We start from the raw sequence: 15,318 nt of genomic DNA on the forward strand, positions 1-15,318 counted from the left end.
GACGCGGAGTTTCACCAGAAAAAGGAACCAGGCTTCTCATGGGCGAACTGGCCAAAGAAATCCTCCCGGTCAATATCGAAGACGAGCTGAAACAGTCCTACCTCGACTACGCAATGAGCGTGATCGTCGGGCGTGCGCTGCCGGATGCGCGCGATGGCTTGAAGCCGGTCCACCGTCGTGTGCTCTACGCCATGAGCGAGCTGGGCAACGACTGGAACAAGCCCTACAAGAAATCCGCCCGTGTGGTCGGTGACGTGATCGGTAAATACCACCCGCACGGCGACACCGCGGTCTACGACACCATCGTGCGCATGGCGCAGGACTTCTCCCTGCGCTACCTGCTGGTCGACGGTCAGGGCAACTTTGGCTCGGTGGACGGCGACAACGCCGCGGCCATGCGATACACCGAAGTGCGCATGACCAAGCTGGCCCACGAGCTGCTGGCCGACCTGGAGAAGGAAACCGTCGACTGGGTGCCCAACTACGATGGCACCGAGCAGATTCCGGCCGTCATGCCGACCAAGGTGCCGAACCTGCTGGTCAACGGCTCCAGCGGTATCGCCGTGGGCATGGCCACCAACATCCCGCCGCACAACCTCACAGAGGTGATCGATGGTTGCCTGGCGCTGATGGATAACGCCGAGCTGACCGTCGATGAGCTGATGCAATACATCCCCGGCCCCGATTTCCCCACTGCGGGGATTATCAATGGCCGCGCCGGCATCATCGAGGCCTACCGCACCGGCCGCGGGCGCATCTACATCCGCGCCCGCGTCGAGGTCGAGGACATCGACAAGGTCGGTGGTCGCCAGCAGCTGGTGGTCACCGAGCTGCCGTACCAGCTGAACAAGGCGCGTCTGATCGAGAAAATCGCCGAGCTGGTCAAAGAGAAGAAGATCGAAGGCATCACCGAGCTGCGTGACGAGTCCGACAAGGACGGCATGCGCGTGGTGATCGAGCTGCGTCGTGGCGAAGTGCCGGACGTGGTGCTGAACAACCTGTACGCCCAGACCCAGATGCAGAGCGTGTTCGGCATCAACGTCGTGGCGCTGGTCGACGGTCAGCCGAAGACCATGAACCTCAAGGACATGCTCGAGGTGTTCATCCGTCACCGCCGCGAGGTGGTGACCCGGCGTACCGTCTACGAGCTGCGCAAGGCGCGCGAGCGCGGCCACATCCTCGAAGGTCAGGCCGTTGCCCTGTCGAACATCGACCCGGTCATCGAAATGATCAAGAGCTCGCCGACCCCGGCCGAGGCCAAGGAGCGCTTGCTCGCTGCGGCGTGGGAGTCCAGCGCCGTAGAGGCCATGGTCGAGCGCGCTGGCGCCGATTCCTGCCGTCCGGAAGGGCTGGATGAGCAATACGGCCTGCGTGATGGCAAGTATTACCTGTCGCCTGAGCAGGCCCAGGCCATCCTCGAGCTGCGCCTGCACCGCCTGACTGGCCTTGAGCACGAGAAGCTGCTGTCCGAGTACCAGGAAATCCTCGCCCTGATCGGCGAACTGATCCGTATCCTGACCAGCTCCGAGCGCCTGATGGAAGTCATCCGCGAAGAGCTGGAGAAGGTCAAGGCCGAGTTCGGCGACAAGCGTCGCACCGAGATCATCGCTTCGCGTCTGGATCTGACCATTGCCGACCTGATCACCGAGGAGGAGCGTGTCGTCACCATCTCCCACGGTGGCTATGCCAAGAGCCAGCCGCTGGCCGCCTACGAGGCGCAGCGTCGCGGCGGCAAGGGCAAGTCCGCCACCGGTGTGAAGGACGAGGACTACGTCGAGCACCTGCTGGTCGCCAACAGTCACGCGACCCTGCTGCTGTTCTCCAGCAAGGGCAAGGTGTACTGGCTGCGTACCTTCGAGATTCCTGAGGCCTCGCGTACTGCGCGCGGTCGTCCGCTGGTCAACCTGCTGCCGCTGGACGAGGGTGAGCGCATCACCGCGATGCTGCAGATCGACCTCGAGGCCCTGCAGCAGAGCGCTGGCGCCGACGAGGACCTGGACGACGAAGGCGTGGTGATCGAAGGCGAAGCCACCGAGGTGGTCGAGGCCGAGGAAGTCGAAGAAGTCGAGGGCGAAACCCCTGAACTGGTCGCCGAGCCGACCGGCGCGTTCATCTTCATGGCTACCGCCTTCGGTACGGTGAAGAAGACCCCGCTGGTGCAGTTCAGCCGTCCGCGCAGCGCCGGCCTGATCGCGCTGAAGCTGGAAGAGGGCGACACCCTGATCGCCGCCGCTATTACCGATGGCGCCAAGGAAGTCATGCTGTTCTCCGATGCCGGCAAGGTGCTGCGCTTCGCCGAGAGCAAGGTGCGCACCATGGGTCGTACTGCCCGCGGTGTGCGCGGCATGCGCCTGGGCAAGGATCAGGAACTGATCTCGATGCTGATCCCTGAGTCTGGCGCACAGATTCTCACGGCTTCCGAGCGCGGCTTCGGCAAACGCACCGGCCTGGGCAAGTTCCCGCGGCGCGGTCGTGGCGGCCAGGGCGTAATCGCCATGGTCACCAGCGAGCGTAACGGCAAGCTGGTCGGCGCCATCCAGGTGCAGAACGGCGAGGAAATCATGCTGATTTCCGACCAGGGTACCCTGGTGCGTACCCGCGTCGACGAGGTCTCCAGTTCCGGCCGTAACACCCAGGGCGTGACCCTGATCAAGCTGGCCAAGGACGAGACCCTGGTCGGTCTGGAGCGCGTGCAGGAGCCGACGCCGGTGGACGAGGACGAACTGGTCGAAGGTGAAGAGGGTGCTGAAGTCGCCGAAAGCGCCGACGCACCGGTCGCCGATGCCGAGGAAGGCAGCGAGGAATAAAGTTGGGCTCCGTGGGAGGGGCTTTAGCCGCGACTGTCGCCGCTAAAGCGCCTCCCACGGAAACTGGGATGGGTTGAGCGCAGCGATACCCATCGGCAAGCAGTGTGACATGCCATCGCCTGGTGGTGGCGTTCTGTGAATCTGAGAGAGACAGACGTGAGCAAGCGAGCTTTTAACTTCTGCGCCGGCCCGGCCGCGCTGCCGACCGCTGTACTGCAACGCGCCCAGGCCGAGATGCTCGACTGGCAAGGCAAGGGCCTGTCGGTGATGGAGATGAGCCATCGCAGCGACGAGTACGTGGCCATTGCCAGCCAGGCCGAGCAGGACCTGCGCGATTTGCTCGCTGTGCCCAACGACTACAAGGTGCTGTTCCTGCAGGGCGGTGCCAGCCAGCAGTTCGCCGAAATACCGCTGAACCTGCTGCCGGAAGACGGCGTGGCGGATTACGTCGAGACCGGCATCTGGTCGAAGAAGGCCATCGAGGAAGCCCGTCGCTACGGCGCGATCAACGTCGCCGCCAGCGCCAAGGCGCACGACTATTTCGCCATTCCCGGGCAGAACGACTGGCAGCTGTCGAAAGACGCCGCTTACGTGCACTACTGCAGCAACGAGACCATCGGCGGTCTGCAGTTCGACTGGGTGCCTCAGGTCGGCGATACCCCGCTGGTGGTGGACATGTCCTCGGACATTCTCTCGCGCTCGCTCGATGTGTCGCAGTTCGGTCTGATCTACGCTGGCGCGCAGAAGAACATCGGCCCGAGCGGCCTGGTGGTGGTCATCGTGCGTGAAGACCTGCTCGGTCGCGCCCGTTCCAGCTGCCCGACCATGCTCGACTACAAGATCTCCGCCGACAACGGCTCGATGTACAACACCCCGGCGACCTATTCCTGGTACCTGTCCGGCCTGGTCTTCCAGTGGCTGAAGGAGCAGGGCGGCGTAGAGGCCATGGAGCGCATCAACCGCGCCAAGAAGGATCTGTTGTACAAGACCATTGATGGCAGCGATTTCTACAGCAACCCCATCGCCCATAACGCGCGTTCCTGGATGAACGTACCGTTCCGCCTGGCTGACGAGAAGCTGGACAAGGCCTTCCTCGCCGGCGCCGATGAGCGCGGTCTGCTCAACCTCAAGGGCCATCGCTCGGTAGGCGGCATGCGTGCCTCGATCTACAACGCCGTCGGTCTGGATGCGGTCGAGGCGCTGGTGGCCTACATGGCCGAGTTCGAGAAGGAGCATGGCTGACATGTCGGAGCAGGAACTGCAGGCGCTGCGTGTGCGCATCGATAATCTCGATGAGCGCATTCTCGAGCTGATCAGCGACCGCGCGCGCTGCGCCGAAGAAGTGGCGCGGGTGAAAATGAAGGAACTGAAGGAAGGCGAGTCGCCGGTCTTCTACCGCCCTGAGCGCGAGGCTCAGGTGCTCAAGCGCATCATGGAGCGCAACCAGGGCCCGCTGGGTAACGAGGAGATGGCGCGGCTGTTCCGCGAAATCATGTCCTCCTGCCTGGCCCTGGAGAACCCGCTGAAGGTCGCCTACCTCGGCCCCGAGGGCACCTTCAGTCAGGCCGCGGCGATGAAACACTTCGGCCATGCCGTGATCAGCGTGCCGATGGCGGCCATCGACGAGGTGTTCCGTGAAGTGGCCGCCGGTGCGGTGAACTTCGGCGTGGTGCCGGTGGAGAACTCCACCGAAGGCGCGATCAACCACACATTGGATAGCTTCCTCGAGCATGACATGGTGATCTGCGGTGAGGTGGAGCTGCGCATCCACCATCACCTGCTGGTAGGCGAGACCACCAAGACCGACAAGATCACTCGGATCTATTCTCATGCCCAGTCGCTAGCGCAGTGCCGCAAGTGGCTGGACGCGCACTACCCGAACGTCGAGCGCGTGGCGGTCTCCAGCAACGCCGACGCCGCCAAGCGGGTCAAGAGCGAATGGAACAGCGCGGCCATCGCCGGCGATATGGCCGCCAATCTGTACGGCCTGACCAAGCTGGCCGAGAAGATCGAAGATCGCCCGGACAACTCCACGCGATTCCTTATTATCGGCAGTCAGGAAGTGCCGCCGACCGGCGACGACAAGACCTCGATCATCGTCTCCATGCGCAACAAGCCGGGCGCGCTGCATGAGCTGTTGGTGCCGTTTCATAACAACGGCATCGACCTGACTCGCATCGAAACCCGCCCGTCGCGCAGCGGCAAGTGGACATACGTGTTCTTCATCGACTTCATCGGCCATCACCGTGATCCGTTGATCAAGGACGTGCTGGAGAAGCTCGCCCAGGAAGCCGTGGCGCTCAAGGTGCTGGGGTCATATCCGAAGGCGGTGCTGTAACTCCGCGTCCCTTAGGAGCGGCTTTAGTCGCGATGTTCGTGACTGAGTTCGCTCCTATGAAGCCTGTGGCGCTCGGTCGAGACAATGAGGTTTTGTAATGAGTTGCGATTTCCTGACCCTGGCCCAGCCAGGCGTGCAAAAGCTGTCTCCCTACGTACCCGGCAAGCCAGTCGATGAACTGGCCCGCGAGCTGGGACTCGATCCGGCAGGCATCGTCAAACTGGCCAGCAACGAGAACCCGCTCGGCCCCAGCGACAAGGTGCTGGCGGCGATCCGTGCCGAGCTGGACGAGCTGACCCGCTATCCGGACGGCAACGGTTTCACCCTAAAGACCGCGCTGGCGGCGCGCTATGGTGTCGACGCCGCGCAGGTCACCCTGGGTAACGGTTCCAACGACATCCTCGAGCTGGTCGCCCGCGCCTATCTGGCGCCCGGCCTCAATGCCGTGTTCAGCGATTACGCCTTCGCGGTGTACCCCATTGCCACCCAGGCAGTCGGTGCTCAGGGCAAGATCGTGCCGGCCAGGGACTACGGTCACGACCTGCAGGCGATGCTCGCGGCCATCGATGACAACACGCGCGTGGTTTTCATCGCCAACCCCAATAATCCGACCGGTACCTGGTTCGGCCCGCAGGCGCTGGAAACTTTCCTGGCCAAGGTGCCGGAGTCCGTGCTGGTGGTGCTGGACGAGGCTTATATCGAATACGCCGAAGGTGATGACCTGCCGGACGGCCTGGATTATCTGGCGCGCTATCCCAACCTGCTGGTTTCGCGCACTTTCTCCAAGGCCTATGGCCTGGCTTCGTTGCGTGTGGGTTACGCCATCAGCTCGCCGGCGATCGCCGATGTGCTCAACCGCGTTCGTCAGCCCTTCAACGTCAACAGTCTCGCTCTGGCCGCAGCCTGCGCGGCGTTGGCCGATGCCGACTATCTTGCCGAGAGCCGTCGCCTCAACGATGCCGGCATGCAGCAGCTGGAAGAAGGCTTGCGCGCGCTGGGGCTGAGCTGGATTGCATCGAAGGGTAACTTCATCGCTGTCGACTTCGGCCGCGATACCGCTGCGATCAACCAGGCGTTGTTGCGTGAAGGTGTGATCGTACGGCCGATGGCCGGTTACCGCATGCCCAACTTCCTGCGCGTCTCCATCGGCCTGCCGAAAGAGAACGCGCGCTTTCTCGAGGCCTTGGCCAAGGTGCTGGCGGCGTGACTGTCACTGCAGTGCAATCGAACGCCCCTAAGATCGGCCGCCTGGTGGTGGTCGGCCTTGGCCTGATCGGTGGTTCCTTCGCCAAGGGGCTGCGTGAGCGTGGCCTGTGTCGTGAGGTGGTGGGTGTCGATCTGGACGCCGAGTCGCGTCGCCTGGCCGTGCAGTTGGGGGTCGTCGATCGCTGCGAGAGCGACCTGGCCACCGCCTGTCAGGGGGCGGAGGTCATTCAGCTGGCTGTGCCTATCCTGGCCATGGAAAAGGTGCTCGCTGAACTGGCCAGGCTCGATCTGGGCAATGCCGTGCTGACCGACGTGGGCAGCGCCAAGGGCAATGTCGTGCGCGCTGCGCGCCTAGCGTTTCCCGGCAAGGCCGTGCGTCTGGTGCCTGGGCATCCCATTGCCGGGTCCGAGCAGAGCGGCGTGGAAGCCGCCAATGCCGAGCTGTTCCGCCGTCACAAGGTGATCCTGACGCCCTGTGAGCAAAGCGACGAAGCGGCGCTGGCACTGGTCGAAGGCTTGTGGCGTGAGTTGGGCGCGGACGTCGAGTCGATGGACGTGGAGCATCACGACCAGGTGCTCGCCGCCACCAGCCATCTGCCGCACCTGCTGGCCTTTACCCTGGTCGACTCGCTGGCCAAGCGCAGCGAGAACCTGGAAATTTTCCGCTATGCCGCTGGTGGTTTCCGCGACTTCACGCGGATCGCCGGCAGTGATCCGGTGATGTGGCACGATATCTTCCTCGCCAACCGCGAGGCGGTGCTGCGCACACTGGACACGTTTCGCGACGACCTCGACGCCTTGCGCGACGCGGTCGTCGCCGGGGATGGGCATCAACTGCTGGGCGTGTTCACGCGTGCCCGCGTTGCCCGCGAACATTTCAGCAAAATTCTGGCCCGCAGGGCCTATGTGGACGCTATGCACTCGACCGATCTGATTTTCCTGGCAAAACCTGGTAGCAGCCTGTCCGGACGTATCCGCGTACCTGGTGACAAATCCATCTCTCACCGTTCGATCATGCTGGGTTCGCTGGCTGAAGGCACCACCGAGGTGGAAGGTTTTCTCGAAGGCGAAGATGCCCTGGCTACGCTGCAGGCGTTCCGCGACATGGGTGTGGTGATCGAGGGCCCGCATCACGGTCGGGTGACCATTCATGGCGTTGGCCTCAATGGTCTCAAGGCGCCGGCCGGCCCGCTGTACATGGGCAACTCCGGTACCTCCATGCGTCTGCTTTCCGGTTTGCTGGCGGCGCAGCCGTTCGACACCACGCTGACCGGCGATGCCTCGCTGTCCAAGCGTCCGATGAACCGTGTGGCCAGGCCGTTGCGGGAAATGGGAGCGGTGATCGAGACCGGCCCGGAAGGTCGCCCGCCGCTGACCATCAAGGGCGGTCAACGCCTAACCGGCATGGATTACGAAATGCCGATGGCCAGTGCCCAGGTCAAATCCTGCCTGCTGCTGGCCGGCCTGTACGCTGCGGGCCGTACCTCGGTCACCGAGCCGGCGCCGACCCGCGATCACACCGAGCGCATGCTGCGCGGTTTCGGCTACCCGGTGAGCGTGGAAGGCAGCACCGCGAGCGTTGAATCCGGGCACAAGCTCAGCGCCACGCGCATCGAGGTGCCGGCTGATATCTCCTCGGCGGCCTTCTTCCTGGTCGCGGCGAGCATCGCCGAAGGTTCCGAGCTGGTGCTGGAGCACGTCGGCATCAACCCGACCCGTACCGGCGTGATCGATATCCTCAAACTGATGGGCGGCGACATCACGCTGGAAAACCAGCGCGAAGTGGGCGGTGAGCCGGTGGCCGACATTCGCGTGCGTGCGGCCAAGCTCAAGGGTATCGATATTCCAGAAGACCTGGTGCCGCTGGCCATCGACGAATTCCCGGTGCTGTTCGTGGCAGCAGCCTGCGCCGAGGGTCGCACCGTGCTGCGCGGCGCCGAAGAGCTGCGGGTCAAGGAGTCTGACCGCATCCAGGTCATGGCCGACGGCCTGATTGCGCTGGGCGTCAAGGCCGAGCCGACCCCGGACGGCATCATCATCGAAGGCGGTGCCATGGGGGGCGGAGAAGTCTGGGCGCATGGCGACCACCGCATCGCCATGTCCTTCAGCGTCGCTTCGCTGCGCGCCAGTGCGCCGATCCGCATCCACGATTGCGCCAACGTCGCGACGTCATTCCCCAACTTCCTCGCCCTGGCGGCTGAGGTGGGCATCAATGTCGCCGAAGAGGGCATGGTATGAGCGCCCCGGTAATCACCGTCGACGGCCCGAGCGGGTCAGGTAAGGGCACGCTTTGCGCGCTGCTTGCCAAGCAGCTGGGCTGGAATCTGCTCGACTCCGGCGCGCTCTATCGTCTGCTGGCCTTTGCGGCCGGCAACCATGGCATCGACCTGACCAACGAGGAAGCGCTCAAACAGCTGGCCGCTCATCTGGATGTGCAGTTCATCGACAAGCGCATCATTCTCGAGGGCGAAGAGGTCACCGATGCCATTCGCAATGAACAGGTGGGGGCGGGCGCTTCGATGGTGGCTTCGCTGCCAGCGGTACGCGAGGCATTGCTGGAGCGTCAACGCGCGTTTCAGGAAATGCCAGGCCTGGTGGCTGACGGCCGAGACATGGGCACGGTGGTTTTCGTCGACGCGCCGTTGAAGGTTTTCCTGACGGCGAGCGCCGAGGAGCGTGCCCGTCGCCGCTACCTGCAGTTGAAGGCCAAGGGCGATGATGTTAACCTCGCGAGTCTTCTCGAGGAGATACGGGCGCGCGACGAGCGCGACACCCAGCGTGCGGTGGCTCCGTTGAAGCCGGCAGCCGAGGCGATCGTGCTGGATTCCACCGAACTTTCCATCGAGCAAGTGCTTGAACGAATTCTGCGTGAGGTCGCCGATCGCGATCTCGCCGGGTAAGGACTTTCGGTTGCTTTAAATCGAAGAGTCCGCAAGGAGGCATGCGGGAGACCAGTCCCTGTCCCGCAGGCTTCTTTTTACTTGAACGAACCCACATGGTCTGGAATGTGGTTTGGGCGAATCCCCGCCCTTGATCAACAGGAATCAACATGAGCGAAAGCTTTGCAGAACTATTTGAAGAAAGCCTGAAATCCCTCGACATGCAGCCGGGCGCCATCATCACCGGCATCGTGGTCGACATCGACGGTGACTGGGTTACCGTCCACGCCGGTCTGAAGTCCGAGGGCGTCATCCCGCTCGACCAGTTCTTCAACGAACAAGGCGAGCTGACCATCAAGGTCGGTGACGAAGTCCACGTTGCGCTGGACGCGGTTGAAGATGGCTTCGGTGAAACCAAGCTGTCCCGCGAGAAAGCCAAGCGCGCTGAATCCTGGCTGGTTCTGGAAGCTGCGTTCAACGCTGAAGAAGTGGTCAAGGGCGTTATCAACGGTAAGGTCAAAGGCGGCTTCACCGTTGACGTCAACGGCATCCGCGCGTTCCTGCCGGGTTCCCTGGTTGATGTCCGTCCGGTGCGTGATACCACTCACCTGGAAGGCAAAGAGCTGGAATTCAAGGTCATCAAACTGGACCAGAAGCGCAACAACGTTGTCGTTTCCCGTCGCAGCGTTCTGGAAGCCGAGAACAGCGCCGAGCGCGAAGCTCTGCTGGAATCCCTGCAGGAAGGCCAGCAAGTCAAAGGTATCGTCAAGAACCTCACCGACTACGGTGCGTTCGTTGACCTGGGCGGCGTAGACGGCCTGCTGCACATCACCGACATGGCTTGGAAGCGCATCAAGCACCCGTCCGAGATCGTCAACGTTGGCGACGAGATCGACGTCAAGGTTCTGAAGTACGACCGCGAGCGCAACCGCGTATCCCTGGGCCTGAAGCAGCTGGGCGAAGACCCATGGGTTGCCATCAAGGCTCGTTACCCGGAAAACACCCGCGTCATGGCGCGCGTCACCAACCTGACCGACTACGGCTGCTTCGCTGAGCTGGAAGAAGGCGTTGAAGGTCTGGTACACGTTTCCGAAATGGACTGGACCAACAAGAACATCCACCCGTCGAAAGTCGTCAACGTCGGCGACGAAGTGGAAGTCATGGTTCTGGACATCGACGAAGAGCGTCGTCGTATCTCCCTGGGTATCAAGCAGTGCAAGACCAACCCTTGGGAAGACTTCTCCGGTCAGTTCAACAAGGGTGACAAGATCTCCGGCACCATCAAGTCGATCACCGATTTCGGTATCTTCATTGGTCTGGACGGCGGCATCGACGGCCTGGTTCACCTGTCCGACATCTCCTGGAACGAAGCCGGCGAAGAAGCCGTGCGTCGCTTCAAGAAGGGCGACGAGCTGGAAACCGTCATCCTGTCGGTCGACCCGGAGCGCGAGCGCATCTCCCTGGGCATCAAGCAGCTGGAAGACGATCCGTTCAGCAACTACGTCTCCATCAACGACAAGGGCACCATCGTCCGTGGCGTTGTGAAAGAAGTAGACGCCAAAGGTGCCATCATTGACCTGGGCAACGAAATCGAAGCTACCCTGAAAGCCTCCGAAATCAGCCGTGACCGCGTTGAAGACGCGCGCAACGTCCTGAAGGAAGGCGACGAAGTAGAAGCCAAGATCATCAGCGTCGACCGCAAGTCCCGCGTTATCAGCCTGTCCATCAAGTCGAAAGACGTCGAGGACGAGAAGGACGCGATGAAGGAACTGCGTAACAAGCAGGACGTTGAAAGCACCGGCCCGACCACCATTGGTGATCTGATCCGTGCTCAGATGGAAAACCAGAACTAAGTTCGGGTAATTCATCGAAGAAAAGGGCGGCCCTCGGGCCGCCCTTTTTCGTTTCTGTATCCCTTCAAGCCACCATCCTCTAAGGGCGCGCACCTTGGAGAATGGCGGTTGCCCAATGATGCCGATGAGTTGGCTCGAGAGGCTTCGCTTGGAGGCATAAGGCGCCCCTTCGCACAACTAGCCCCGAAACTCGCTAACGCCTTGTTTTTTAGACTGTTCAAAAGCTGACCAGCGTGCTAAAACCAAACCGTCGAGTCTTCTAGCCGCTTGAAAAAGAAGGGAAAACCATGACCAAGTCGGAGTTGATCGAAAGAATTGTCACTCACCAAGGTCAGCTGTCCTCCAAGGATGTCGAGCTGGCCATCAAGACCATGCTGGAGCAAATGTCCCAGGCCCTGGCGACAGGGGATCGCATCGAGATTCGTGGGTTTGGCAGCTTTTCACTGCACTACCGTGCTCCGCGCGTAGGGCGTAACCCGAAAACCGGTCAGTCGGTCCGTCTGGACGGTAAGTTCGTGCCGCATTTCAAGCCGGGCAAGGAGCTGCGCGACAGGGTTAATGAGGATGAGTGATCTCAGATGGTAAGCCGGCCCGGAGGCGTTATGGTTTCGGTGTGCCAGATAAGCTTCAGTGCGAGATTGGTGAGTAAGTGCGAATCGACAGGGCGGTGAGTAAATAGCGTCAGTCACGCACGCCGGTTACTTACACTCATCTGGCGCTTTACCTGCCGCTCAGGTGTGACATTGCCGCTTCTCGTCGTTACTTAAAAAGCCCTGTTCGTTGTATAACCGTTGGTCTCAAGAGCCCCGCCGCGAGTTACCAGCAACTGGTATATATGAGCGGCGTCTGTCCAGGCGAGTGAGCACATTTCTTGATGAGCATGTTCTGCTCTAATTGCCCTTTTATTGCGTTAAGGCTTGCGCCGGAGCCTTGGGTGGAGCTCAGTATTTAATGAGGGAAAACGCCTTCACAGACTGTTTGCATAGCTGGAGAATGGCAAGGTAATCGATTGATCGGATTGGAGCTTGATTAGCTGTATCTTTCAGTATCGTTATTGACCGATTTGGCTCTATTTTTCAGTTATCCCTTAGGATGATGCTAGTGCGTGAGTTTTTGATTGCTTTGCCCAGGCGGCAGAAGCGCTTTTTGCAATTGGCAGCTGACACGCTGTTGATCTGGGTTGCGCTTTGGCTGTCGTTCGCGGTTAGGTTGGGCGACTTTTTTGCAGCTAGCCCCTTTGGTGGCCATGGTTGGTTGTTTATCACTGCTCCACTCATCGCGTTGCCGATCTTCATTCGCATGGGGATGTATCGGGCGGTTATGCGTTATGTTGGTAGCGACGCGCTGCTGACTATTGCCAAAGCGGTTACCTTATCGGCTCTGGTATTGGCCCTTGCTGTCTACTGGTACACCGGCCCGACGGCGGTAGTGCCTCGCTCTATGGTTTTCAATTATTGGTGGCTTAGCCTTCTGTTGTTGGGCGGCTTGCGTTTGGCGATGCGCCAGTTCTTCATTGGCAATTGGCTGGATCCGCTGAGCCAGCAGGTCGATTCTGGTAAAGGAATAGCACGAGTAGCCATATACGGTGCCGGTACTGCGGGTAATCAGCTGCTCGCCGCCTTGCGCTTGAGTGTCACGATGCGTCCCGTGGCGTTTGTGGATGATGATGCCGGGGTTGCCAATCGTGTGATCGCCGGACTGCGCGTTTATACCCCAAAGCATATTCCACAAATGATCGACGAGACGGGCGCTGATGAGATTTTGCTCGCTATGCCTTCTATCTCGCGTGCGCGCAGGCGAGATATTCTCGACAAGCTGGAGCCTTATGCTTTGCATGTGCGAAGCGTGCCGGGATTCACCGATCTGGCAAGTGGGCGGGTAAAAGTCGAGGACATCCAAGAAGTAGATATTGCTGATCTTCTAGGTCGTGATGCTGTTCCGCCTCGCCAGGATCTCTTCCAGCGCTGCATCAAGAACCAAGTGGTTTTGGTGACTGGAGCTGGCGGCTCCATCGGTTCCGAACTGTGTCGGCAGATTCTCGCGAGCGGTGCTCATGCGTTGCTGCTTTTCGAGCACAGCGAGTTCAATCTCTACAGTATTCATGGCGAATTGCAGCAGCGAATCGAGCGAGAGTCGCTGCCTATCAGGCTGGTGCCTATTCTTGGGTCTATCCGGAACTTCGAGCGTCTGTTCGACATTCTGCAGACTTGGCGTGTAAATACTGTGTATCACGCTGCGGCTTACAAGCATGTGCCCATGGTCGAGCATAACGTAGCTGAAGGGGTGCTGAATAACCTAGTGGGAACCGTCAATGCCGCGCAGGCTTCTATTAAAGCTGGCGTAGCGAACTTCGTACTTATCTCCACCGACAAGGCTGTGCGGCCTACAAATGTCATGGGTAGCACAAAGCGGTTGGCTGAAATGGTGCTTCAGGCGTTGAGCCGTGAGTCTGCACCCTTGCTCTTTGGTCAGGAGCATGGTGTTCACCAAGTCAACAAGACGCGCTTTACCATGGTGCGTTTCGGTAATGTGCTGGGTTCTTCTGGGTCGGTTATTCCGCTGTTTAGAGAGCAGATCAAGCAGGGTGGGCCGGTCACGGTGACGCACCCGAACATTACCCGCTACTTCATGACCATTCCTGAAGCGGCGCAGCTCGTCATTCAGGCGGGTTCATTAGGGCAGGGCGGCGATGTGTTCGTGCTGGATATGGGGGAGCCAGTGAAGATTGCTGATTTGGCAGAAAAAATGATTCGCCTGTCAGGTCTGAGCGTGCGAGATGAGCGGAATCCTCATGGCGATATTCCGATTGATTTTACTGGACTGCGTCCGGGTGAAAAACTCTATGAAGAGTTGTTGATCGGCGACGATGTGAAACCGACCGAGCATCCGATGATCATGCGGGCGGAAGAGGATATGTTGCCTTGGGAGGATCTCAAGGCACGTTTGCAGGAATTATTGGCAGCAGTCGATGAGGATGACTATACGCGTGTGCGCGTGCTGTTGCGCGAAACGGTGCATGGTTATGTGCCTGAGGGTGAGATCGTGGACTGGATTCATCTTAGAAATCGTGAGTATTGAGCTGGAGGCCGACAGCTGGGATATAGCGTCTAGTTGAAGAGCGAGGCTATGTTTTTTCGCTTTTTTTATAAACAAGGGGTGTGCCTTATGTTGAGCGCACGTCTTTTACTCTGCTGTCTGCTGTCTGCTGTCCTTGCTTCCTTCTCTCTGGCTGTAACCGCGGCTGAAACCCAAAACTGAAAATGCCGGGTCGGCCGATGCGCGGGTGGCTACGGTCAGCCTGGATGCTTCTGATGTTGCAATACTCCAGCGTGACCTGGCGGCTCCTGGATGTACAGTGAGTGACCTAGTCGGTCCTGCTGAGGGTCCGCAGGCAATAAAAACCCAGCGGTTAGGCTGGGTTCTTGAATTTGGCTACGCGACCTAGACTCGACAGCGTAGCTGAACGCGCTTTAGCGCGGCCCCGGAGGGGTGAGCGAAGCGAATAACCTGGGACGTAGTCCCTGGTGAGAGTCCGCAGGCAATAAAAAACCCAGCGGTTAGGCTGGGTTCTTGAGTTTGGCTCCGCGACCTGGACTCGACAGCGTAGCTGAACGCGCTTTAGCGCGGCCCCGGAGGGGTGAGCGAAGCGAATAACCTGGGACGCAGTCCCTGGTGAGAGTCCTGCAGGCAATAAAAAACCCAGCGGTTAGGCTGGGTTCTTGAATTTGGCTCCGCGACCTGGACTCGAACCAGGGACCCAATGATTAACAGTCATTTGCTCTACCGACTGAGCTATCGCGGAACAACAGTGCGTATGTTACTGATTAAAAAGGGGAAGTCAACACTTTGTGAAGACTTCAGGTGGCGAGGAATCGGCAGGTTTGGTGTTGGTGCGTGGGAGGGGCTTTAGCCGCGACGGCGGTGGCGGATCGCGGCTGAAGCCGCTCCTACAGGGTGCAGCATGCAAAGACGCTGGCCACAGGCTGAGGCCTTTGAGTCAGGAGTGCAAAAATCCTGATGGCCGCCTGGCGGCGCAAACCTGTAGGAGCGAATTTATTCTCGAATAAATTCGCTCCTACAACGATTACAGCACCTCGTGAATCGCGCCGGTGACGCTGTCCAGGTTGCCGTGGTTCAACGCGGCGCCGCAGCTGCGGCCGGTGCCGAACGAGTAGATGACAAACTCCTCTTTCAGGCGCCCTACCTGCTCCACGTGTAGGCCCGAGTAGGCTACC

General features: G+C 60.3%; 9 protein-coding genes and 1 tRNA gene. 9 read left to right on the top strand and 1 reads right to left on the bottom strand.

The genetic code is table 11. The features are described 5' to 3' along the window. Nucleotides 1–38 precede the first annotated feature (38 nt). The 9 genes from gyrA to B3P22_RS14130 all read left to right on the top strand — a co-directional run bounded on the left by gyrA (nt 39) and on the right by B3P22_RS14130 (nt 14,161). Nucleotides 39–2,807, top strand: coding sequence for a DNA gyrase subunit A (gene gyrA, locus B3P22_RS14090; RefSeq protein ID WP_296271398.1), 2,769 nt, complete (start codon nt 39–41; stop codon nt 2,805–2,807). A gap of 156 nt (nt 2,808–2,963) precedes the next feature. After that, entirely contained in the window at nt 2,964–4,049 is a 1,086-nt protein-coding gene (serC, locus tag B3P22_RS14095; protein WP_197859337.1) for a 3-phosphoserine/phosphohydroxythreonine transaminase, read from the top strand. Between the two features lies 1 nt (nt 4,050). Further along, a complete protein-coding gene (gene pheA, locus B3P22_RS14100) occupies nt 4,051–5,145 on the top strand; it encodes a prephenate dehydratase (protein WP_161866250.1) in 1,095 nt (364 codons plus the stop codon). Nucleotides 5,146–5,242: 97 nt separating this feature from the next. Further along, nucleotides 5,243–6,352: a histidinol-phosphate transaminase gene (gene hisC, locus B3P22_RS14105; protein WP_296271399.1), complete on the top strand. Its 1,110-nt coding sequence runs from the start codon at nt 5,243–5,245 to the stop codon at nt 6,350–6,352. Next, entirely contained in the window at nt 6,349–8,589 is a 2,241-nt protein-coding gene (locus B3P22_RS14110) for a bifunctional prephenate dehydrogenase/3-phosphoshikimate 1-carboxyvinyltransferase (RefSeq protein WP_296271400.1), read from the top strand. The genes hisC and B3P22_RS14110 overlap by 4 nt, the downstream gene beginning before the upstream one ends. Continuing rightward, the gene (gene cmk, locus B3P22_RS14115; RefSeq protein WP_296271401.1) at nt 8,586–9,251 is read left to right on the top strand and encodes a (d)CMP kinase; all 666 of its coding nucleotides are present in this window, start codon (nt 8,586–8,588) and stop codon (nt 9,249–9,251) included. Before B3P22_RS14110 ends, cmk begins: the two co-directional genes overlap by 4 nt. A gap of 149 nt (nt 9,252–9,400) precedes the next feature. Beyond that, nucleotides 9,401–11,083, top strand: a complete 1,683-nt coding sequence (rpsA, locus tag B3P22_RS14120; RefSeq protein WP_021445094.1) for a 30S ribosomal protein S1 — start codon at nt 9,401–9,403, stop codon at nt 11,081–11,083. Between the two features lie 287 nt (nt 11,084–11,370). After that, nucleotides 11,371–11,655, top strand: a complete 285-nt coding sequence (gene ihfB, locus B3P22_RS14125) for an integration host factor subunit beta (protein ID WP_003243558.1) — start codon at nt 11,371–11,373, stop codon at nt 11,653–11,655. A 523-nt stretch (nt 11,656–12,178) separates the two neighbouring features. Continuing rightward, nucleotides 12,179–14,161 (top strand): nucleoside-diphosphate sugar epimerase/dehydratase, encoded by a 1,983-nt coding sequence (locus B3P22_RS14130; protein ID WP_296271403.1) that lies wholly within the window; start codon nt 12,179–12,181, stop codon nt 14,159–14,161. Nucleotides 14,162–14,809: 648 nt separating this feature from the next. On the opposite strand, the gene B3P22_RS14135 is transcribed toward B3P22_RS14130, so the two are convergent. Continuing rightward, nucleotides 14,810–14,885, bottom strand: a tRNA-Asn gene (locus tag B3P22_RS14135). Between the last annotated feature and the right edge of the window lie 433 nt (nt 14,886–15,318).

Source organism: Pseudomonas sp. UBA6323, assembly GCF_002439135.1.
GTDB lineage: Bacteria > Pseudomonadota > Gammaproteobacteria > Pseudomonadales > Pseudomonadaceae > Aquipseudomonas.